At 58.0% G+C, this 20767-nt stretch carries 21 protein-coding genes; 19 read left to right on the top strand and 2 right to left on the bottom strand.

Annotated elements, in window-relative coordinates; all coding sequences use genetic code 11:
• Positions 1-153: 153 nt before the first annotated feature.
• Positions 154-927 (top strand): DeoR/GlpR family DNA-binding transcription regulator, encoded by a 774-nt coding sequence (locus ATY77_RS18750; RefSeq protein ID WP_088688524.1) that lies wholly within the window; start codon positions 154-156, stop codon positions 925-927.
• 114 nt (positions 928-1041) lie between these two features.
• Here ATY77_RS18750 and ATY77_RS18745 read toward each other — a convergent pair whose 3' ends face one another.
• Together ATY77_RS18745 and ATY77_RS18740 are read right to left on the bottom strand one after the other, a co-directional pair.
• On the bottom strand, positions 1042-1743 hold the full coding sequence (locus ATY77_RS18745) for a RibD family protein (RefSeq protein ID WP_088688523.1): 702 nt from the start codon (positions 1741-1743) through the stop codon (positions 1042-1044).
• A gap of 31 nt (positions 1744-1774) precedes the next feature.
• On the bottom strand, positions 1775-2626 hold the full coding sequence (locus ATY77_RS18740; RefSeq protein ID WP_088688522.1) for an SDR family NAD(P)-dependent oxidoreductase: 852 nt from the start codon (positions 2624-2626) through the stop codon (positions 1775-1777).
• Positions 2627-3058: 432 nt separating this feature from the next.
• Between ATY77_RS18740 and ATY77_RS18735 the strand changes: the two genes are divergently transcribed.
• The 18 genes from ATY77_RS18735 (at position 3059) to ATY77_RS18650 (ending at position 20722) form a co-directional block, all read left to right on the top strand.
• Positions 3059-3841: an SDR family NAD(P)-dependent oxidoreductase gene (locus ATY77_RS18735; RefSeq protein ID WP_190237661.1), complete on the top strand. Its 783-nt coding sequence runs from the start codon at positions 3059-3061 to the stop codon at positions 3839-3841.
• An 11-nt stretch (positions 3842-3852) separates the two neighbouring features.
• Positions 3853-4596, top strand: coding sequence for an SDR family oxidoreductase (locus ATY77_RS18730; RefSeq protein ID WP_088688520.1), 744 nt, complete (start codon positions 3853-3855; stop codon positions 4594-4596).
• 348 nt (positions 4597-4944) lie between these two features.
• Positions 4945-5850, top strand: a complete 906-nt coding sequence (locus tag ATY77_RS18725; protein ID WP_088688519.1) for a LysR family transcriptional regulator — start codon at positions 4945-4947, stop codon at positions 5848-5850.
• A 315-nt stretch (positions 5851-6165) separates the two neighbouring features.
• Positions 6166-7668 carry an aminoacyl-histidine dipeptidase gene (locus ATY77_RS18720; protein ID WP_088688518.1) on the top strand — a complete coding sequence of 501 codons (1503 nt, stop codon included), beginning with the start codon at positions 6166-6168 and terminating at the stop codon, positions 7666-7668.
• 9 nt (positions 7669-7677) lie between these two features.
• Positions 7678-8145 (top strand): cupin domain-containing protein, encoded by a 468-nt coding sequence (locus tag ATY77_RS18715; protein ID WP_088688517.1) that lies wholly within the window; start codon positions 7678-7680, stop codon positions 8143-8145.
• Entirely contained in the window at positions 8145-8549 is a 405-nt protein-coding gene (locus ATY77_RS18710) for a cupin domain-containing protein (RefSeq protein WP_088688516.1), read from the top strand. Before ATY77_RS18715 ends, ATY77_RS18710 begins: the two co-directional genes overlap by 1 nt.
• Before the next feature lie 92 nt (positions 8550-8641).
• Positions 8642-9712, top strand: a complete 1071-nt coding sequence (locus ATY77_RS18705) for a sugar ABC transporter substrate-binding protein (RefSeq protein ID WP_004129729.1) — start codon at positions 8642-8644, stop codon at positions 9710-9712.
• 59 nt (positions 9713-9771) lie between these two features.
• On the top strand, positions 9772-11307 hold the full coding sequence (locus ATY77_RS18700) for a sugar ABC transporter ATP-binding protein (protein ID WP_088688515.1): 1536 nt from the start codon (positions 9772-9774) through the stop codon (positions 11305-11307).
• Positions 11300-12274, top strand: coding sequence for a ribose ABC transporter permease (gene rbsC / locus ATY77_RS18695; protein WP_040140044.1), 975 nt, complete (start codon positions 11300-11302; stop codon positions 12272-12274). The genes ATY77_RS18700 and rbsC overlap by 8 nt, the downstream gene beginning before the upstream one ends.
• A 10-nt stretch (positions 12275-12284) precedes the next feature.
• Positions 12285-12989, top strand: coding sequence for an L-ribulose-5-phosphate 4-epimerase AraD (gene araD, locus ATY77_RS18690; RefSeq protein WP_088688606.1), 705 nt, complete (start codon positions 12285-12287; stop codon positions 12987-12989).
• 7 nt (positions 12990-12996) lie between these two features.
• Positions 12997-14613 carry a ribulokinase gene (locus tag ATY77_RS18685; RefSeq protein WP_088688514.1) on the top strand — a complete coding sequence of 539 codons (1617 nt, stop codon included), beginning with the start codon at positions 12997-12999 and terminating at the stop codon, positions 14611-14613.
• A 43-nt stretch (positions 14614-14656) separates the two neighbouring features.
• Entirely contained in the window at positions 14657-15574 is a 918-nt protein-coding gene (locus ATY77_RS18680; protein WP_088688513.1) for a LysR substrate-binding domain-containing protein, read from the top strand.
• A 420-nt stretch (positions 15575-15994) separates the two neighbouring features.
• On the top strand, positions 15995-16678 hold the full coding sequence (locus tag ATY77_RS18675) for a GntR family transcriptional regulator (RefSeq protein WP_015341888.1): 684 nt from the start codon (positions 15995-15997) through the stop codon (positions 16676-16678).
• An 88-nt stretch (positions 16679-16766) separates the two neighbouring features.
• Positions 16767-17654 carry an NAD(P)-dependent oxidoreductase gene (locus ATY77_RS18670; protein ID WP_088688512.1) on the top strand — a complete coding sequence of 296 codons (888 nt, stop codon included), beginning with the start codon at positions 16767-16769 and terminating at the stop codon, positions 17652-17654.
• A 91-nt stretch (positions 17655-17745) separates the two neighbouring features.
• The gene (locus ATY77_RS18665; protein ID WP_176439447.1) at positions 17746-18174 is read left to right on the top strand and encodes a carboxymuconolactone decarboxylase family protein; all 429 of its coding nucleotides are present in this window, start codon (positions 17746-17748) and stop codon (positions 18172-18174) included.
• Between the two features lie 79 nt (positions 18175-18253).
• Positions 18254-18637 (top strand): hypothetical protein, encoded by a 384-nt coding sequence (locus ATY77_RS18660; protein WP_088688511.1) that lies wholly within the window; start codon positions 18254-18256, stop codon positions 18635-18637.
• Positions 18634-19530, top strand: coding sequence for an alpha/beta hydrolase (locus ATY77_RS18655; RefSeq protein ID WP_064843734.1), 897 nt, complete (start codon positions 18634-18636; stop codon positions 19528-19530). Before ATY77_RS18660 ends, ATY77_RS18655 begins: the two co-directional genes overlap by 4 nt.
• A 49-nt stretch (positions 19531-19579) precedes the next feature.
• Positions 19580-20722, top strand: a complete 1143-nt coding sequence (locus ATY77_RS18650; protein WP_245314365.1) for an ABC transporter substrate-binding protein — start codon at positions 19580-19582, stop codon at positions 20720-20722.
• Positions 20723-20767 lie beyond the last annotated feature (45 nt).

Below are 20767 nucleotides of genomic sequence, written 5' to 3'. Positions count from 1 at the left end.
ATCATGCGTCTTCACGTGTCCCATCATGCCAGCAGCGTCACGGGCGTTGTCGAATAGAGCAACACAAACTAACGAAAAATGATGTTTGCATGTGATTTGTAGCGTCGGATCTTGATGTTAAAGGATCGGATTAGTGCGCCGGAGGACTAGAATATGAAGAGAGATGATCGGAGGCAGGCCATTATGGACCTGTTGGTCGCGCAGAGGGTGGTGGATCTCGACGACCTATCCGATCGGTTCGCTGTATCCAAGATGACCATCCACCGGGATCTGGATGATCTTGAGCAGGCAGGGATGCTTCGCAAGGTCCGTGGCGGGGCAACGATCGAGGCAGGAGGCCATTTCGAAAGCGATTTCCGGTTTCGCCAGCAGCAGGAGGGCGAGGCCAAGCGCCGGATGGCAGAGGCCGCCCTTGAACTCGTCGAGCCCGGCATGACGGTGATGGTCAACGACGGATCTATGGCGTCGGTGCTCGGGGAATTGCTGCCTCAGAGGAGGCCGCTGACGGTGATCACCAACAATGCGGCGGTCATCGATCGGCTCAAGACGGAATCAGGGATCAACCTGATTGCGGTCGGTGGACGCTATTCGATGAAGTTCAATGGTTTTTTCGGCGTCGTCGCCGAACAGGCATTGTCGCGTCTCAGCGCCGACATCGCCTTTATCTCAACGCCGGCAGTTTCTGGATTGCGCGTCTACCATATGGATGATGACGTTGTCCGCTCGAAGCGAGCGATGATTGCAAGCGCCGCGCGTCGCTGCTTGCTCTTAAACCATAAGCGCTTCAATCATACTGCTCTTCATGTCCTGGCCACCATTGACGAGTTCGAAGTTATCATCACCGACCAGGAACCGCCAATCGACGTCCGCGCGGCTTTGGAAGGATCCAATGTGCAGCTTAGAGTGGCACCGCAGGAGAGGAAGTGAATATGGCCAACGATCCTTCGGGTAGATGCCGCGCAAGGCGGCACCTGTCCCCGAATCTCAAGTTCGGCCCTTGATGGGGGGAGCCCTTCCACAATCTTCTCCTGTGGGCTTCTCCTATGGACGTTCAACGCGATATCTCAGATGGACGGAGCCGAGGCCAGCGGCTTCGGCGCTGATAAACGTAAGCCTCGCCCCGCCGGCAAGCCCATCCTCACCGCCCTCGAATATGGCCGGTGTATTCGACTTGCCTCCGATCGCAGGGAAGATGACTAGGCTGACCTCGTCAACAAGACCCGCATCCAAGAAATTGCCATTAGTTTGCGCCCCGCCTTCCAGCATCAAGCGCTTCACACCGAACTCGGTTCCGAGAACGTCGAGCGCGTTTTTCAGATCGACGCCATCTTTCTCCGATACGATATAGGAAACGCCAGCCTGGGTGAGGCCCGCCAGGTAAGCATCATCCACGTCAGATCCTGTCAGGACGACAAGGTGAGCCCCCTCAATGTCGTTCTTGTCCCAGCGTAGCCGACCGTCCTTATCAACGATAACAGCGAACTCGTCGGCATCCGGGTTGGCGATACGGATCGGTCGCGCGGCCGTGCCGGTTGTTTGATAGGGATGGTCGACGGCGTCCGCGAACTCTTCTCCCGTCGCTCTTCCCGAAAGCCAGGCGTCGGCGCCGATCTTCTCATGCAGGTCGTCATAGATCTTCACGAGCTCATCGACCGAATGGCCGGTTGCCTCGGCCCAATCATTGACGATCAATCGGCCATCCAGCGGCGACATCATGTGACAGATTACATAGGGTCTAGGCATTGGACTACGCTCCTCTACAAACATTCCACCGTCAGTGGCCTACCTTCATCCAGGCTGCAAATTTATCCATCCAGTCGGGGTGCCAGCGTGAAAGCGCCGGCCGGTTCAGGATCACGTCGTCGGCCGCCCAGCGGATCCGTCTGGCATCGATCGCAGACGTGACCGCGTTATCAGGACAAATGATGTAAAAGTCCTCGTCGAGCAGACGGGCCAGGAAGTATTCCACCAGCTGCTCTGCGGTCCATGCCTGATCGGGCCTGGCAGCGCCCTTCGGCTTGAGTGCGATGTTCATGGGTGTCCACGTGTAGCCAGGGACGAGGAGATGAGCCGATACACGACCTCCCGTCTCCTTCAAAAGCTCGTGCGACAGCTGTTCGGTCAGCACCTTGACAGCTGCCTTTGCCACCGAATAGGCGGCATTGCCTGGAGGAGTTGTAATTCCTTCCTTGGAGCCGAGGTTGACGACCGCCGATGGTCGGGCTGCCTTGATCAGGTAGGGCACGAAGACGTGTTGTGCGGCTAGAACACCTCCGAAGTTTACATCGATCTGGCGTCGCCACTTTACAGGATCATCCCAGGGGCCGGCTCCTTGCGTAATGCCCGCGTTGTTTACAAGGATGGCCACGTCGCCAAACCGAGAGAGCGTTTCGTCCTGCAACCTCGTCAGTGTCGATAGATCCGAGACGTCGCCGCTCACAACCAGAGTGTCCGTATCGAGTGTCGAGGTAACATCATCAAGTGCGTGGGTGTCGAGATCCAACAATGCGAGCTTCATGCCGCGGGCCGCGAGAGCCCTCGCGATTGCCAAGCCGATGCCCTTCGCAGCTCCCGTGATGACCGCAACGCGGCCAGGAGCAACGATACTGTTCATTCTCTCGCTCATCTTTGTCTTTCCCGTCATTGGACGTCACCGCTGGAAGGTGTGCCGGACACGCCGTCGCGGTGGATTTTCTCGGCCGAAGGCACCAGCGCTACGCGGGCGCTTGTGTGGTCGGACCATATCTGCTGGCTGCGAACGACAGCTCATCCTCCTAACAACATAGGCCACTCCGCCGACCACTTGAAGTGAGCTGGATCGCACGCACCGATGAGGGGTGTTCACTCTTGGGTGCCTTCGTGACGTCGGGAATGCCTCGTCAATTTGGCTGCGAACGCGACCAAAAGGTCCCTCACTCCTGGTATCTGCCAGATCGGTGGTTGATTTTTGCTCACCGCCCCGATCGATTTTGCTCATGTAACCAACCGGCTCCACGGGCATTAGGTCACCAGCGCCTCGAGGCGATCGTGGTGCTGATAAAACCAAAGGAGTGAAATCATGACTGGTAATAAACCACTCGCAATGGTCACGGGCGGCTCATCTGGAATAGGCTTCGAGCTTGCCAAACAATTCGCCAAGAATGGATTTGACGTTGCTATTTCAGGCTCAAGCGACAAGGTAAACGAGGCCGCCGATGCGCTACGAAGCCTTGACGCCGAAGCGTATCCGTTCAAAGCGGATGCCTCGACATACGATGGCGTTGAGGGTTTCTGGACTTTCACGCAGGGGCTGGGGCGCCCACTGGAAGCCGCGGCTCTGAACGTTGGTATCGGTATCGGCGGCGCCTTCGTCGATAACGATCTCGAGGATGAGTTTCGCCTGCTTAGAATCAATGTCACTGGGACCGTCCATATGGCCAAACGCGTCGTCCAACATATGGTCAAGAACGGCCGCGGCAGGATCCTCATCACATCCTCGGTTTCGGCGACCCTGCCCACGCCATACGAAACCGTCTACGGCCCGTCGAAGGCATTCGGTTACATGTTCGCGGAATCTCTGCGCGAGGAGTTGCGCTCGACCGGGGTCACGGTGACGGCACTCCTTCCGGGCGCCACCAACAGCGACTTCCACGCGAACGCTGGGATGGGCGATACGAAGCTCGGTGGCCAGCAGAAAAACGACAAGACGCTCGTCGCCAAGCAGGGCTTCGAGGCCCTCATGAACGACATCGACCATGTCGTCGGCGGAGACCAGAATACCAAGCGGCAGGTGTTGGAAAACCGGACAACCCCGGAGCCTGTTAAAGCCGCCCGGCAAGCCGAACTGACCCAACCGCAGTGAAGGAGCACATCATGGCACATCTGAAAGACAAGGTCGCAATCGTCACGGGAGCTTCCTCGGGCATTGGAGCAGCGACCGCCAAAGGATTGGCGGAAAAAGGTGCGCGCGTCGTCCTTGCCGGCCGCAATGAGGAACGCCTCAGTCAGATTGTCGAAGACATCGCCGGTTCCGGAGGTATTGCCAGCTACAAGGTTGCCGATGCCACGGATTTTGAGAGTACCAAGGCCCTCGTCCCGTTCGCCACGACGACGTACGGCCCGGTCGATATATTGGTCAACAATGCGGGCCTCATGCTCTTTTCCTATTGGAAGGATGCCGCGGTCGGCGATTGGAACAAGATGATCGATACCAACCTGCGTGGCTATCTACATGCGATTGCCGCCGTGCTGCCGTCGATGTTGGAGCGCCGGTCCGGCCGCATCCTGAATATGGGCTCTATCGCCGGCGTTCATGTCGGCGAGGCGGCAGGCGTTTATGGAGCCACGAAGTTCTTCATACGCGGTATCACCGAAAGCCTCAGAAAGGAGGTGGGCGTGGGAAGTGGGATCCAGGTGTCTATGATCAGCCCTGGCGTGATCGATACCGGCTGGGCCGACAAGGTTCATGACGAGTCGGGCAGAAAGATCGCCGGAGAGCTCAACAAGCAAGGTATTCCGCCGTCGTCGGTGGCTGAAGCCGTGGTCTATGCCCTAGATCAGCCCCCAGAGATCACGATCAACGACATTGTCGTCCATCCAACCCGGCAGGACTGGTAGCCGGCGTTTTCGAAAGCTCAGAACTTGAACCTCCGGGACTGTCAGGCCGCCCGCGCGGAGGTGGTATCCCGTTCCAACCGGTGCCGTCTCTCGTGGCTGTGGACAAGATGATCTTCATTGCATGACGATCTAATCCCGGAGGTGCTATTCAGCGACCCGGCCCCTCTCCCGTCGTAGCTCCCCGGATCCGACATGGATCAACTAATGTCAAATTTTTGACTGCTTCCGTGGTCATCACATACCAAAGCCAGGTTGGTTGAATAAGGATTGAAGACGCCAGCCGTCTGAAGCAAGGTCGGCATCGGCCAGGACGATCTTATTCAGTCGAAGTGGGAGTATCCATAACTCATGCTATCCACGCGGGCCGATCTGGCCGACCTTGAAACTTTCGTCGCGATCGCGAGGGCGGGGGGGTTCCGAAAGGCGGCCGCGCTTCGCGGCGTTTCCGGCTCCGCTCTCAGCCACTCGATCAGGGGTTTGGAGGCCCGTCTCGGCGTCCGTCTGTTTCATCGGACAAGCAGGAGCATCAGTCTCACCGCCGCCGGCGAAGTACTGCTTGCCGAACTAGAGCCCCGTTTCCTCGGCATCCAGGCTGCGATGGATCTCCTGGACAGTTTCAGGAGCGGTCCTACGGGCAGGGTGAGAGTGACCACGCTGCGTGACGCCGCCGAGCTGTTGATCGCTCCTCGACTGCACAGTTTTCGCAGCAACTACCCAGATGTCGAGATCGAAGTCAGCGTCGAGGATCGCTTTATCGATATGGTCGCCGAAGGTTTCGACGCGGGCATCCGCTATGGAGGAACAGTTCCCGAGGGGATGATCGCGTCGCGTCTGACTGCCGAACTTGAATGGATCGTCGTCGGCTCTCCAACCTATCTCAACGAACGAGGGCGGCCGGAGCGGCCGGAAGATCTCTTGACGCACGAGTGCATCCGGATCCGAACCGGTACAGACCACGTCTGCAAATGGGAGCTTGGCGACGGAGACCGCATGGTTACCCTAGACGTCCCTGGACTGCTCACGCTCGGGGATTCAGAACTGTCCATCCGCATGGCGCAGGAGGGGGGCGGTCTCTTTTACTGCCTGCGCGCACGCGTCGAGGACAAACTGGCGGCTGGTCTGCTCGAAGTGGTGCTGCCGGACTGGTCGTCTACTGGGCCGGGTTTTCATGCATACTACGTTTCGCACCGACAGGTGCCGTCCGCGCTCCGGACGTTTCTCGACCACCTTAAGGCGCCGCTTCCGGACGATTGAAGGGATCTCGCGAGCCAGCTCCGAATTACGCAGATGCCTACATGGTATCCGAAACTCGTGGAGGTCTCGGCCTGCGCTTCAATGGATGCGTTAGCTTATACCATAACGAAGTCGGATGAAAAAAGCTCATCTATTTTATGAAATATTGCGTTTGAAATAGGAGCTGAAAGCAGAGATGGTTCGATGCGTGGAGGGCATCTGAACCTGGATCGCCTTAGCGCGTAAGATGAGATGCAATACGGTTTACGAGGTCGCCGGACTATGTTCGGCGAGGGAAGAAGTATTGCGCAGATGCCGTATTAGGAGGAGGGCCGAATGAGTTTCCCCGCTGGAAAAACTGTAGATAAACGCGACAATTCTATTCTTGCTGGTCTCGAACCGGCGATCTTCTTTGGCTTTTTCGAAGAGCTAAGTGCGATCCCGCGCGGTTCTTACAACGAGAAGCAGGTCAGCGATCACATCGCCGATTTTGCCCGGGCACGCGGCTTAGAGGTTTACCAAGACGAGATCTACAATCTCCTCATCAAGAAGCCCGGCACACCCGGCTACGAAAACTCGCCGACCGTCATTCTTCACGGGCATACCGACATCGTCTGCGAGAGCGACGAGGGTGTTGACCACGACTTTGAGAACGAAGGCATCAAACTTCAGGTTATCGGCGATTTCATCCATGGGACGGGGACAACCCTTGGGGCGGACAACACCGTTGGTGTGGCTTTCGCAATGTCGTTGCTGGCATCCGACGATATCCCGCATCCGCCGCTTGAAGTGGTCCTGACGGTTCAAGAAGAAGTCGGCAAGGGCGGCGCACAACACTTCGACGGCACAAAGCTTAGCGGTAAGCGCCTTCTCGACATGAACTGGCACGATCCCAAGTCGCTTTTCGCAGGCTGCGCTGGCGATATTTCAGTGCGCTTCAACATTCCGGTTCAGTGGGAACCGCGCGTTTCGGGGCAGGCCGCCCTTTCGCTGCGGATCTCCGGCCTGAGCAGCGGTCATTCCGAATTCGACATCCATCTTGAACGCGCTAACGCGATCGTCCAGCTCGGACGGCTGCTCCGGATTGCCATCCGGGATGCTGGGGCCAGCGTAGCCGAAGTCAAGGGTGGCGTGAACCGTTACGTTATCCCGGGTGAGGCGGAGGCGCTCATTTCGATCGATGCCTCGCGGATTGTCGATCTCAGACAGAGAATTGAAGCGGAAGCGGCTTCGATTGCGCTTGAGTACAAAGCAAGCGATCCCAACCTCAAGGTCACAGTCAGCGAGTCAGGGAGGCCGATTACTGAAGTCTTCTCGGCTCAGTCCGCCCGGGCGCTGGTCGATACCCTGAACCTACTTCCCAACGGCGTCCAGAGCAAAAGCCTTCAGGTCGAGGGCCTCGTCGAGAGCTCCAACACCGTGGCATTGCTTTCAAGCGATGAAGAGGCCATCGAAATCGTCAATACGGTCCCAAGCGCCGTCAGCTCCCGTCGCTACAACATCGTCGACAAAATCCGGCAGCTGTCAGAACTCATCGGCAACGGCACGAGCGTGGAGACATTCGCGGATTGCCCGGAATGGCCATACAATCCTCATTCGCGAATGCTCAACGCCGCCAAAGCCGCTTACGAGCGCGAGTTCGGCGAGCAGCCACATGTGGAAGTCTCTCACTCCAGTCTCGAGCTCGGCCTTTTTCGAAAGAAGGTTCCTGACATTGACATGCTGTCGATCGGACCGGAAGCGTTCGACGTCCACACCACGCGCGAGCGCCTCAACCACACGACAGTCGATCCGACCTGGCGGCTTCTCAAGTCGCTGCTCCGCGAACTCCGGACCTAAGGTACTAAAATGCCAAAACTGCCAAGCTACTTCGGCAATTTTCCACATCCGCCCAGCGAAAAGAAGCCGGTCCATCTGACGCGCGGTAGCTACAAGATGTTCATCTATACGGGGACGAAGCCGTACTCGAGCGACCTCAACTACCTGCTCGCCAGCACGGACCAGCAGACCACTGGCATCTATCAGCTCGCGCCGGGAAGCAACTTCGACCCGGCCGACATTCACGCGGGTGACGAGGTGTACTATGTCCTCGAAGGTGTTGTGCATCTCCTAAACCCCGAAACCGGGCAGACAGAGGAACTCGGACCCGGTGACGCGGTGCTTATCCCCAAGGGCGCTCCGCATCGCGGCTATAACTTCAGCGACAAGGCTGCAGTTATCCTGTTTTGCATCGCACCGCGTATCTGGGACGAGAATGGCCCTCCGACCGGCTATGACGGGCCGACGCGCCTCTATAAGCACGAAGGGAGAGCGTGATGAGCCTTGAGAAACTCGGAGCCTATCCAGTAGACGGCGCTCAGGCGCGCAAGAGGGGCGACCTGGTGAAGGTCGCAAAAAGCGATCGTCTGAACATCGTCTCCGGCCGCGATCATCCCATTCTCATCCAGTTCTGCGTCAGCAACGATTACATGCACGTCGGAGAGCTGACTATCCCTGTGGGTGGCGTTGGACCGCGCGCGAGCGAACCCGACAGCCATGGAGGGGACGCAGTCTTCTACGTTCTGCAAGGCCCCGCAACCTTCTATTTGGCGGATACCGACGAAACCTTTCACATCCGTGACGGCGAGTCTTTCTTCCTGCCCGGCGGCATCAGCTACCAGTGCCTAAACTACGGCTCCAACCCGATCCGGATGGTCTTCACGATCGCACCGGGACTGTAAGCCGAAGATTTGAATCTCAGATTGCTAAGCTTCGCCGCGGACCCGTTCCGCGGTTGGGAAAACTTTGTCTTGTCACGACCAGGGAGGATCATGTGACAATTTTCAGACGGACGTTAATCTTCGGTGCTGCTCTCGGGCTCACCGCTTCGCTTTCCTTCAGCCCAGCGCTTGCACAGCAGTTGGATTATTCGAAGGTGTTTCCTGGCATCTTGATGGACAAGGACATCAAGCCCACAGGCCAGGAAGTCAAACCTGCTAAGAAGGATAACCGCCCGCTCAAGGTCGGCTTCCTGCCGACGGCGATGGACACCTACTATCAGCGTGTTCTGGCTGGCGTGAAAGAAGAAATCGATAAGCGCGGTGGCGACGGCACTATCCAGCTTCTCGTGCAAGCTCCGAGCAGCCAGTCTGCCACGGACGACCAGATCAGGACCATGGAAGCCTGGATCAACGACGGTGTGGATGCGATCGCGGTTGCCTTATACAACGAAGGCGCGTTGCTGCCCTCCATCCGGCGCGCCACCGAGGCGGGCATTCCGATCTTCCTCTTCAATTCACCCGTCGCCGACAACCCATATTATGTCAGCGATATCGGCTACGACCAGAGTGATGGTGGTCGTGCGCAGGCGCAATGGCTGGTTGACACCTATGGCGACAAGGAAGTCAAGCTCGGGATCCTGGAGGGCCTGCCCGGTCCGCATACGAGCCAGCGCATGAAGGGTTTCAACGAGGTCATCTCGAAGCACCCCAACTTCAAAATCGTCGCTCAGCAGCCGGCTGGCTGGGTGCGTGCCCAAGGCCTGTCGGTGACTGAAAACATGTTCACCGCCAACCCCGATATCGAAGTTCTCGTCGCGCTCTACGACGAGATGGCCCTTGGCGGTCTGCAGGCTCTCAAGGCTAAGGGGCTGAACGGCAAGGTGGCAATCGTCGGCTACGAAAATATGAAGGAAGCCAACGACGCGATCCTCACCGGCGACTTTGCAGCAACGGTCGACACCGGGGCCAAGGAAGAAGGTCGCAACATCATTCGAGCGGTGGATGAGTTCGTGATGAAGGGCACCGCCCTGCCGAAGAAGATCTTCGTGGCGCCCAAAACCTACGATGCGAAGAACATCAAGACCTTCGATCAGAACGACTACGTCTACGTCCAGCAGAAGTAGATGTGACAGTACGCGGCCCCGCCTCGCGCGGGGCCGCCCACTCAAAAAGGGCGACCTGAATGACAAACGCTCCGCTGCTCGAGATGAAAGGCATTGCCAAACGCTTCGGCAACACGAAGGCGCTTGATGGCATCGAGCTCGTACTCAATCCCGGCGAGGTTCTCGGCCTGGTCGGTGAGAACGGCGCAGGCAAGTCGACGCTCATGAAAATCCTCTCTGGTGCATATGCACGCGACGAAGGCACCATTGCTGTCAGAGGTAAGGTGGTCGATCTGAACAATCCCAAAGACGGGTCCAGGGCCGGCATCGCGATCATCTACCAGGAGCTGAGCCTGTTTCCGGACTTTGACGCCGCCGAAAATATATTCGCGGGCAGGGAGCTGCGCCACGGGCGTGCAAGTGCATCACCGCTTGACCATTTGGCCATGCGGGCAGCCGCCTCGCGTATCCTGAAGGGCGAGTTAGGCGCCGACGTACCTCTCGACAGGCCAGTTCGAGAGCTTAGCCTCTCGCATCGGCAGATGATCGAGATCGCCAAAGCCATTAGCAGCAACGCCGACATCATCATCATGGACGAGCCGACCGAAGCGCTCGAGGAGGTCGAACGCAAACAGCTGTTCGCCATCATCAAGAAGCTTCAGCAGGCCGGTAAAGCTCTCATATATGTGTCTCACCGGATCCAGGAACTCCTCGGCATCGTCAGCCGCGTGATGGTCTTGCGCGATGGCAGCGCGGTCGCAGACCTGCCCGTATCGGAGCTCGACGTAGACAAGGTCGTCAGTGCGATGATCGGCGGCTCTCTCGCAAAACAGTTTCCTCCCCGCGTCCCGGCAAGGTCCGAACCCTCGTTGGACGTTCGCGGTTTGACGAAAAGGGGTGTCTTCGAAGACATCACCTTCTCGGTAGCCCAGGGTGAAATCCTCGGCGTCACGGGTCTCGAAGGATCAGGCAAGAGCGCGCTCCTGCGGGCAATCTTCGGGCAGATCCCGCATGAGACCGGCTCGATTCTGATCGACGGAAAGCAAGCGGCGATTTCGGACCCGACGGACGCTATTCGTCAACACGTCGCCTTCTTGCCCGCCGAACGTAAAACCGAGGGGATTTTTCCACAACACAATGTCGGCTGGAACCTCTCTATCGCCAACCTTCGAACGCTCGGCAAAATCACGTTGATGCCGAAAAAGGAGCGCGAGATTGCCTCCGGCTACATCGCCAAGCTCGGCGTGAAATGCGACGGCCCCGGTGCCGACATCACATCGCTGAGCGGCGGTAACCAGCAAAAAGTCATGCTTGCTCGCTGGCTGCTCACCCAGCCAAAGGTGCTCATGCTTGAGGAGCCAACGCGTGGCGTCGACGTGCGTGCCAAGGCCGAGGTCTACACCCTCATCCAGGCTGCTGCGAAAGACGGCTGTGCTGTCATCGTGGTGTCCGCCGACAACGCGGAACTTCTTGGACTGTGTCACCGGGTCGCGGTCATGTTCGAAGGACGGATCTCGGCGGTCGTCGATGCGGCGACCTCCAAGGAAGAAACACTCGCTCTTCATTCGGTGAGGCCGCCGCAAGGCCATCATCTTCAGGGAGGTATCCATGGCTGATATTGCAGCTACACGCCCGCGCTCGCCCCTTACGCTCGCACGCAGCGGCGGCAATGCCGGCGTTTATCTGGCCTTCGTCGTTCTTCTGGTGGCGCTCGGCTTTGCCGCTCCGCGGTTTTTCACCTTCGGCAACTTGACTGACGTTCTTCGTCAGGCGGTCCCCATTGCCGTGATCGCGTTTGGAGCGACCTTTGTGATCGGGATGCGGGGCATCGACCTCTCCGTCGGTTCGACACTTGCGCTGAGCGGTCTTGTGACCGCAAACCTGATTGTGCTTGGCTATCCCGTTCCTCTGGCATGCGCAGGCGGGATTGCGGTCGGTGCGGTGATCGGACTGGTGAACGGCATCCTGATCACCAAGGTCGGGATCACGGACTTTATCGCCACAATGGCCATCATGGTCATCAGCCGCGGTATCGTGATGGTCTACACTCAGGGTATTCCGATCGTCGGAGCCTCCGACCCCGCCTTCCGAATGATCGGCCAGAGCTATGCCGGCGGTGTTCCAGTTCCGGTCATTCTGACCGCCATCGTCTTCGCGATCGCCTTCTACCTTCTCTATTACACGCGTTTCGGCCGTTTCGTTCTCTCGATCGGCAGCAATCCGGACGCTGCCCGGCTGGTCGGCATCCCCACGGACAAGGTCAAGATCGCCGTTTACGTGCTGGTCGGGGTCCTGTCGGCCTTCGCGGGCGTTCTGCTCACCTCGCGCCTTGAAGCCGCCATGCCTGAAGCCGGCCAGGGGTACGAGCTGGATGTCATAGCTGCCGTGGTTATCGGCGGAACGGGTTTGTCCGGCGGGCGCGCCACTCTTTTTGGAACCGCCGTAGGTGCCGTTTTGATGGCGGTCGTCCGCAACGCGCTCAACCTGCTCAACGTGAACACCTTCTGGCACCAGGTCGTCATCGGCACGATCATCCTGATCGCCGTGGCAGCCGATCGTTTCAGTCGCCGCCAAAAGGCCTGAGGAGACGATGATGAAATATTCCGAGCTCCGCAAGTCCGTTCTTGATGCAAATGCCGCGCTCTACGATAGCGGCCTTGTCATCTCGACGTTCGGTAACGTCAGCGCTATCGACCGCGAGAAGCGTGTTGTCGCCATCAAACCGAGTGGCGTTTCCTATAAGGCAATGCAGATCGCAGATATCGTTGTAACCGACCTCGATGGCAATATCCGAGAGGGCACGCTGCGACCTTCGTCTGATCTCGATACGCACCTGGAACTCTACAAAAGCTTCAAGTCTATCGGTGCCGTGGTCCACACGCACTCGTTCTTCGCGACGGTGTGGGCCCAATCCGGCCGGGGTATCCCTGCCATGGGAACGACCCATGCCGACTATTTCAACGGAACGATCCCCGTTACTCGCAAGCTGCGCGACGACGAAATCATAGACGGTTACGTCCGCAACACGGGCAAGGTCATCGTCGAGGCACTCGGAAACAATGCGCCGCTCTCCGTCCCCGCAGCCCTGGTTAACGATCACGGTCCCTTCTGCTGGGGCAAGGACGCAGCCGACGCCGTTCATAACGCGGAGATGCTCGAGGCTGTCGCCAAGATTGCCTTCCACGCCCGGCAACTGAACCAGGACGATCCAGAAATTTCCGACGCTTTGCTGGACCTCCACTATCAACGCAAGCACGGCCAGTCGGCGACCTACGGCCAGCCAGACAGTTTCAAGTAGGATTATCATGTCGATTGTAGCAGGAGTTGATTTCGGAACCTTGAGCGTGCGGGTAACGCTAGCTAATTCCGAGAAGGGTTCCCTTGGAACCTGCGTCGCGGAATATCCTCTCGAGCGGCGTCGTTCCGATCCCGACCTGGCAACGCAGTCCCACGTAGATCATATGGAAGCGCTTGTGCTGGCGATGCATCGAGTGATCGACGAATGCGGCGTAGATTCCAAGGAGATCCGCGCGATTGCGGTCGACACGACGGGGTCCTCGGTGTTGCCTGTCGACAAAAATATGCAGCCTTTGGGGGACTACTACCTCTGGTGTGACCACCGCGCCAAAGCGGAAGCCGAAGAGATAACGGCGATGGCGCACGACATGCACATTGAAGCAATTGAATGGTGCGGCGGAACCTATTCCCACGAGTGGGGCTTTGCCAAGCTTCTCCACTGGATGCGCCACAACCCCGACCAGCGCGAGCGCTTTGGGACCGCCGTGGAACATTGCGACATGGCAGCCGCGGTCCTCACCGGAGTGACCGACACGGCTCGCATGGTGCGCAGCGTCTGCGCCATGGGACACAAGTGGATGTGGAACCCGAAATGGGGTGGCTTGCCCTCGCAGGCTTTCTTGTCCCGCGTCGATCCGCTTTTCGACGGCGTGCGCGAGAAGATTGGCGGAACATATCAGACCTCTGCTTCGATCGCAGGTGGGCTCAGCACATACTGGGGCGAACGACTCGGCCTGACCGCCGGGATACCAGTTCCCACGGGTGCGTTTGATGCCCATTGGGATGCAATTGGCGCTGGCTGCCGTCTGGGGGACGTCGTCAATGTGATCGGTACGTCGACCTGTATCATTGCCGTTAGTGAACGTGTGAAGCTAATCCCCGGTGTTTGCGGCGTCGTCCCAGGGAGTGCACATCCAGACCTTGTGGGAGTTGAGGCAGGCCTGTCTGCGACAGGCGACCTGTTCGACGCAATAGCACGACGTGCCGGCACGACGGTGTCCAGGCTCGCTGAAGGCCTGGAAAGCATCGAAGGCGGAAAGACCGGTCTGATGCGTCTCCCCTGGGACAACGGGGACCGGACGGTTCTCGTCCGCTCCGACCTTGGTGGAATGACGCTTGGCTGGCATCTCGGCCATACAGCGCAGGACGAACTGTATGCCGCGATTGAAGGTACGGCTTTCCACACACGGGTTGTCCTGGAGCGGATGGAGCAGCACGGCGTTCCAGTCAACCGCGTCATTAATGGGGGAGGTATCCCGCAAAGGAACGACATCCTCAACCAGATCTACGCCAATGTTATAGGCAAGCCCATATTGGTCCCCGACGGTATTCCGACCGGTCTCGGTTCGGGAATATTCGCCGCTCTTGCATCCAAAGATCATGGATCAATCGAGAGCGCTCAGGCAGCCATGTGCGTGGGCTACAGAAAGTTTGAGCCTGATCCGAGCACGCGCGGACGTTATGAGACCCTCTATCAGCTGTTCAAGCAGGTCTATATGGGCTTTGGCACCTCGAGCCTCGCAGACTTCTCGCAAGTTCTCGGAGACATCAAGCGGATTGCTGCAGGTGAGAGTATTCGGTCCGAGTTTGGCCACCGTGCCGCGCGCAAGGTAGCATTGCTATGACCCGCTGTGCTCTTAGATCAGATGTCTATGGATCGAGAACGTGATGACGTCACTTCCATCCATTCGTGCAATACAGTCGTTCGTCGCAGCCGGCAGAAAGGGTTCATTTCTCGAGGCTGCTGCCCAGCTGCAGCTTACTCCCTCGGCGATCAGCCACCAAATCAGGCTGATGGAAGACGACCTTGGGGAAAAACTCTTTCACCGCATTGGAAGGAACGTGTCGCTCACCGAGATTGGCGAGCGATACCACCGTGATCTTTCAGAAGCGCTTTCGATGATTGAGCAGGCGACCGATGAGGTGTGCCGGCGCAACAGCGTCGACGTCCTGAGCGTCGGCTGTGCTTCAAGTCTGGCTTCGCTATGGCTTATGCCAAGATTGCCTCGGTTCGAAGAATTGTATCCCTCGATCGAAATCAGGCTTCTGTCTACATCGGATCCTGCAAAATTGTCCGATGGCTCGGTCGATGTCGATATCTGCTACGGCAGCGCTCCTCGACTGGGCTCTATCGCGGCGGAGGAGTTCCCCCTTGAGACAATCGTCGTAGCCTGCTCTCCCGAGGTGGCGAATGGCGAGCGGCCCATACGCAAGCCATCGGATCTGGTGGGCCACACCTTGATCAAGTCGGAGCAGACGCTTTACAGCTGGCAACAATGGGCGAAGGACCACGGCTTGGCGATTGACGTCAATCGCGGCGCTCGATTTCGCGATGCGTTTATGGCGATCGCGACCGCTGTCGAAGGACGCGGCGTGTGCCTGGAGAGCTACCGGCTTCTTGAACGGGATGTGGAAAGAGGTAACCTCGTCCTTCCGTTCGGGATGACAGGCCCCAACCTTCGTTGCCACACGCTCACATATGTCCGCTCGCGGCTCAGATCAGAAAAGGTCAACGCGTTCAGGCAATGGCTGGAAAACGTATGGCTTGAAGACACTGCCTCGGCTGAAATGCGGGCGCGAGGCTGATCGAACCTCTGACGGGCAGCAAGATCGTCCGGCGTTCTTTAAAACGCCGAGACAGCAATATGCGTGATGCCCAACCTTCTCTTAGCCATGCCTCGAGATTTTTTGAAGTTTTTGCGATTGCGAGGCGAGCGGCCACCGAGCACGATATGCGCCGTCTTCTGTCCCTCTCACCAGTCTATGCGCTGACGACTTCAAGGCCATAGCTGTAGGACCGTGTCAGATCGCGCTGGCGGCGCTATCCGCGACTTAAGAGCCCGCAAGTCTATGGCTGTCAGACACGGCGAGCAGGCAAAGCTGTCGCGAAGAGATCAATTGAGGCTGGCAGCTCTCAGACAATCTGGATTGATATTAAGAGCGAATGCCTCCATATGTAGAGAATGATTTAGCGCGGCGTGAGCCGATTACAGATGTTGGCGGGCGATGCAGACGGACCTACAGATATCCAGACAAAGTGCGACGTTGCGCGTAAAAGTTGAGGAGACTCTACGTCAGGCGATAGCCAGTGGGCGATTTAAGCCCGGCCAGCGACTGGTAGAGCGAGAACTTTGCGAAATGCTGGGCGTCGGCAGGACCTCGGTTCGCGAGGCAATGCGACAGCTCGAAGCTGAAGGCATTATCACAAGCTATCCCCATAAGGGACCGGTCGTCAGTACGATCACCTACGAGGAAGCGCAGCAACTCTATACCGTTCGGGCTCTTCTTGAAGGATTCGCGGGCCAGCAGTTCGCTGAGCATGGCACTGCCGCCGACATAGCGACACTTCTAGCCGCGGTGGTCGAATTCGAAGCCGCTGCCGAAAGTGGCGTCGGTGCGCGCCTCATAGATGCGAAAAACGCGTTTTACAACTGTTTGATGGACGGCAGCAAAAACGTGTTCGTAAGGCAAATGCTGACAGCTCTGCATAATCGGATAAATCTCCTTCGAATGACAACCATGACGCAACCGGGACGGCTTGCGCATAGCATTGCCGAAATTAGGGATATTGCGAACGCAATCCAGAATCGCAACGGGCCGTTGGCGGCGGCGGCCTGCAAATTCCATATCGACCAGGCTGCCAAGGTCGCACTTGAATACCTCCGGAAGAACGCAGCGCCAGAAACTTAAAATTTCGATTGACAGATTGTCTGATAATCTTTTTAATCCTCTCTGAAGGAAGGCGGGTTTCATTGCTCGCACGCGTCCGGAGGAAAAAATGTCATCGACACTCAACGCAACGCGCGTGGCCTTTATAGGGCTGGGCGCGATGGGCCAACCTATGGCTCAACATCTCATCTCGGCGGGCTTCGATGTCGCCGGTTTCGACCTCTCGAAAGACGCCAAGATAAAGCTCGCTGATGCGGGCGGGCGAGCCGCCGAAACGATTTCTGACGCCATGGTCGGGGCCAGTTTCGTGATCACCATGCTTCCGAACGGCAAGATCGTGCGCGAGGCGCTGCTGGGCGAAAACGCCTGTGGCGGCCTGAAGCAAAATGCCGTCGTCATAGACATGAGTTCGTCTGCTCCAAACGACACAAGGGAACTCGGTCTCGAACTTGCTTCTCGTGGCCTTCGGCTGGTTGACGCCCCGGTCTCCGGAGGCGTCAAGCGCGCCGTTTCTGGCACCTTGACAATCATGGCCGGTGGGGAGGATGCTGATATCGAGGAGGCCGAGCCGCTGCTAAAGGCAGTGGGACAACAGGTGTTCCGGACGGGGCCAGTTGGCTCGGGTCACGCGATGAAAGCGATTAACAACTTCGTATCCGGTGCAGGTGTGCTCGCGGCGATCGAGGGTGTCCTTCTTGGACGTGCCTTCGGCCTGGAGCCGGCGACGATCGTCGATATTCTCAACTCGTCGTCTGGAAAGAACAACGCCACCGAAGTGAAGATGAAGCAGTTCATCCTCTCTGAGACGTTCGGGTCGGGATTTGCCATTGGCCTGATGGCCAAGGATATCCGCATCGCCGCCGATCTCGCCAAGACGCTTGGTCTTCGCCTCGATGCTCTCGCCAGCACAGCAGACGCCTGGGATGCTGCACAGAAGGCGCTAGGCCCATCCGAGGACCATACCCGCATCATCCGATACGTCGAAGATCACAATTAGCCTCGGAAACTCGAGAATTCGCGCGAAACAGACAGATTGTCTGATAATCAGTTGATCTTGTCGTAGACAGTAAAGCTAGGAGCGTTGTCGAATGACCGCCACGAAAGAAACGAAAGTGAAAACACACGGCAAGGAGCGGCCTGTCCCTTCGGAACAGTTCGCTCAAGGGCTGGCGACGCGTCGTGAAGTCATGGGCGATGCTTATGTCGACGCAGCACTCGGTAAGGCGACCGACTTCACCTGGCCTATGCAGCAGCTCGTCACTGAGTATTGCTGGAACGAGATCTGGAATCGACCAGGCCTCGACAGGCGCGCGCGGTCCATTCTGAACCTTGGCATGATCTCTGTTCTCAATCGTCCGCATGAGCTCAAGGGCCACGTGCGCGGCGCGATCAACAACGGCCTCACCAAGGAGGAAATCCAGGAGATTTTCCTGCAGGTCGCGATCTACGCCGGCGTACCGGCGGGCATCGACAGCTTCCGAAACGCCCAGGAGGTCTTCAACGAAATGGGCATCTGAAGCCGCCGCCGCTGGGCGTGGCGGAAAATTTTGAAAGGCGTGGATCGGCCGCGCCGTTTTAACCAGGGAGGAGCCGAACTTGGCCATCGATCTCGAGAAGTTCAAAAAACTGGCGCTGGAGGACTTCGAGTTCAAGCGCGAAACCCGTTATCTCAACGGCATTATCAAATGCGATTTTCCGACCCGCAGCGTCGCACTCCACTTCGAAGACGGCAAGATGGTGAAGGTCGAAGAAGCCGCCTACGACGACGAGAAGTGCAAGATCGTCATCCGGGGCACGGGTGAACAGTGGGACGCGCTTCTCCAGAAGAAGCCGCGGCCGTTTTATCAGTGCCTGCAGTCGTCAAACATCAAACACGGTCTGTTCCTTAGCAACAATAACGAAACCTTCGCGTATCTCCCTGCGCTCAATCGCATGACGAACCTGATGCGCGAAGCCTGCCCGGAAGGAGTAGCAGCATGACCAGGCATGATCCAATCACGGGCCGTTACGTCTACCTGACGATCGAAGGCATCGAATATCGCGTCTATTACGAGGAAGCCGGAGAGGGCATTCCCTTGCTTGTCGGTCACACGGCGGGCTCCGACGGCCGCCAGTACCGCCACACGCTCTGCGACGAAGACGTGACCAAGAACTTCCGCGTTATCGCGTTCGACTTGCCCTATCACGGGAAGTCTCTTCCTCCACACGGCGTTCGCTGGTGGGAGAAAGAGTACAACATGACCAAGAAGTTCATGATGGATTTCCAACTGGAACTCTCTAAGGCGCTTGGTCTGGACCGCCCCGTTTATATGGGTAGCTCGATGGGCGGACATCTTGCTATCGATCTGGCGTCGAATTACCCCGACAACTTCCGCGCTACTATCTCCGTCGAAGGGGCACTGCGCTCGGCTGCCGAATATGTCGATGTCGGCATGGCAGGCATTAGGAAAGAATTCGACAACCCAAACGTGAACCGCACCTCCATAGGCGCGGCGATGATGCTCAATATCTCGCCCTACTCACCAGAAGCCAATGTCCGCGAAATCCAGTGGGAATATAGCTGCGGCGGTCCGGGCGTCTTCGCAGGTGACCTCTATTACTACTACTACGACCACAATGTCTCGCCCGAAGAGGCGAGCAAGATCGATACGTCGAAGTGCATGCTGTACTTCCTGACGGGCGAATACGATCCGAATACCTCCCCGGCCGACACCAAGATCGCCGCCGATCTCGTCAAGGGCAGCAAGTTCTGGACGATGGAGAAGCTCGGTCATTTCCCGGTCACTGAAGACTACACCGAGTTCAGAAAATACCTGCTGCCGATCCTCGAGGAAATCCAGCAGGCATCCGCAACCAGGGCGAAGGTCGCCTGAAACAATCTCTTGGGAGGAGCATCCAATGAGACGGAGTTTAACCGGAACCATGGGGGCGCTGATCGCGGTCAGCGCCCTGACGACCACTGCTTGGGCTGACGGCGTCGACCAGCTCCCCCCCAACGAGAAGAAAATCTACGAGGTCGTCGACCCGCAGGTTCCGCTCGGAGCGAGCGCCTATAAGGACTTCAAGCCAAAGAAAGGACCGCCGTGGAAGATCGGCTACGCCAGTAGCTATGCCGGCAACACGTGGCGCGCAGCCGCCCTCGATGCCGTCATGAATGAACTCTTGCCGCGCTCCAAGGAAGCGGGGCTTGTATCTGAAGTCGTGGTCACTCAGTCCGACCTCAAGGACGCCGTCCAGATTCAGCAGATGCGCCAGATGGTTGATGATGGGGTCGATGCCATCATCATCTGCTGCTCGAACGTCACCGCCCTCAACCAGACGATCGAGTACGCCTATAAGGCAGGCGTTCCTGTTTTCTCGTTTTCGGGATACGTGACGTCGCCTTACGCGATCAACGGCGCTGCCAATCACGCGCAGGGCGGCGGCGAGATGGCGACCTGGCTCGCAGACAAGATCGGCAAGAAAGGCAACGTGCTTCTCGTGTCGGGCATCCCTGGCTTCGCCTCATCCGACAGCTTCGACAAGGCCGCCAAAGAAGCGCTGGCAAAGTATCCCGACATCAAGATTGTCGGCGAAGTGGCTGGCAAGTGGACCGACCAGGTAGCACAGGTCGAGGTGCAGAAATTTCTGGCGACGAACCCCATTCAGATTGACGGTATTCTGACACAGGGCGCGCAGGAGAACGGCGTGTTGAATGCCATGCTCCAGTCGGGTCGTGACATGGTGCCCATTACGCTGGGCGGCGAGGCTTCGGCGGCATGTTACTGGCGCCAGCATCCAGAATGGGTCGATGCTGGCTTCCATATCTGGCCGCCGCGCCGCGAGATGCAGCAGATGTGGGAGATCATGCTTCGCACGCTCGAAGGGCAGGGGCCGAAGGTACAGTCCTTCCTGCGCCCTGTCCTGCCGTTCACCATCGATGACGTTCGCGCTTCGATCCCCGAGGATTGCGATGTGAACTCGACGGATTTCGTCGAACCGAAGGCGGACGGATGGTTCCCAAGTGCGATTGCCGACCAGTACTTCGAGCGTCCTGCCGATCCCTGGAAGCCGGTAGCCAAGTAAGCCGGATCCGCCCGGTGGCATAACTGCCGGGCGACCGTTGAAAGA

The sequence above is a fragment of the Rhizobium sp. R634 genome, from assembly GCF_002211305.1.
Lineage (GTDB): Bacteria > Pseudomonadota > Alphaproteobacteria > Rhizobiales > Rhizobiaceae > Rhizobium.
The sequence above is the reverse complement of the archived record's forward strand: the minus strand, read 5'-3'. Positions and strand labels throughout refer to the sequence as shown.

Bases quoted from the DNA above. Each gene is read 5' to 3' on its own strand.
- ATY77_RS18715 (WP_088688517.1), top strand. From the start codon at position 7,678: ATGCCAAAACTGCCAAGCTACTTCGGCAATTTTCCACATCCGCCCAGC.
- ATY77_RS18680 (WP_088688513.1), top strand. From the start codon at position 14,657: ATGACGTCACTTCCATCCATTCGTGCAATACAGTCGTTCGTCGCAGCC.
- ATY77_RS18685 (WP_088688514.1), top strand. From the start codon at position 12,997: ATGTCGATTGTAGCAGGAGTTGATTTCGGAACCTTGAGCGTGCGGGTA.
- ATY77_RS18750 (WP_088688524.1), top strand. From the start codon at position 154: ATGAAGAGAGATGATCGGAGGCAGGCCATTATGGACCTGTTGGTCGCG.
- ATY77_RS18745 (WP_088688523.1), bottom strand. From the start codon at position 1,743: ATGCCTAGACCCTATGTAATCTGTCACATGATGTCGCCGCTGGATGGC.
- ATY77_RS18725 (WP_088688519.1), top strand. From the start codon at position 4,945: ATGCTATCCACGCGGGCCGATCTGGCCGACCTTGAAACTTTCGTCGCG.
- araD (WP_088688606.1), top strand. From the start codon at position 12,285: ATGAAATATTCCGAGCTCCGCAAGTCCGTTCTTGATGCAAATGCCGCG.
- ATY77_RS18670 (WP_088688512.1), top strand. From the start codon at position 16,767: ATGTCATCGACACTCAACGCAACGCGCGTGGCCTTTATAGGGCTGGGC.
- ATY77_RS18735 (WP_190237661.1), top strand. From the start codon at position 3,059: ATGACTGGTAATAAACCACTCGCAATGGTCACGGGCGGCTCATCTGGA.
- ATY77_RS18650 (WP_245314365.1), top strand. From the start codon at position 19,580: ATGGGGGCGCTGATCGCGGTCAGCGCCCTGACGACCACTGCTTGGGCT.
- ATY77_RS18655 (WP_064843734.1), top strand. From the start codon at position 18,634: ATGACCAGGCATGATCCAATCACGGGCCGTTACGTCTACCTGACGATC.
- ATY77_RS18665 (WP_176439447.1), top strand. From the start codon at position 17,746: ATGACCGCCACGAAAGAAACGAAAGTGAAAACACACGGCAAGGAGCGG.
- ATY77_RS18700 (WP_088688515.1), top strand. From the start codon at position 9,772: ATGACAAACGCTCCGCTGCTCGAGATGAAAGGCATTGCCAAACGCTTC.
- ATY77_RS18710 (WP_088688516.1), top strand. From the start codon at position 8,145: ATGAGCCTTGAGAAACTCGGAGCCTATCCAGTAGACGGCGCTCAGGCG.
- ATY77_RS18740 (WP_088688522.1), bottom strand. From the start codon at position 2,626: ATGAGCGAGAGAATGAACAGTATCGTTGCTCCTGGCCGCGTTGCGGTC.
- ATY77_RS18675 (WP_015341888.1), top strand. From the start codon at position 15,995: ATGCAGACGGACCTACAGATATCCAGACAAAGTGCGACGTTGCGCGTA.
- ATY77_RS18720 (WP_088688518.1), top strand. From the start codon at position 6,166: ATGAGTTTCCCCGCTGGAAAAACTGTAGATAAACGCGACAATTCTATT.
- rbsC (WP_040140044.1), top strand. From the start codon at position 11,300: ATGGCTGATATTGCAGCTACACGCCCGCGCTCGCCCCTTACGCTCGCA.
- ATY77_RS18730 (WP_088688520.1), top strand. From the start codon at position 3,853: ATGGCACATCTGAAAGACAAGGTCGCAATCGTCACGGGAGCTTCCTCG.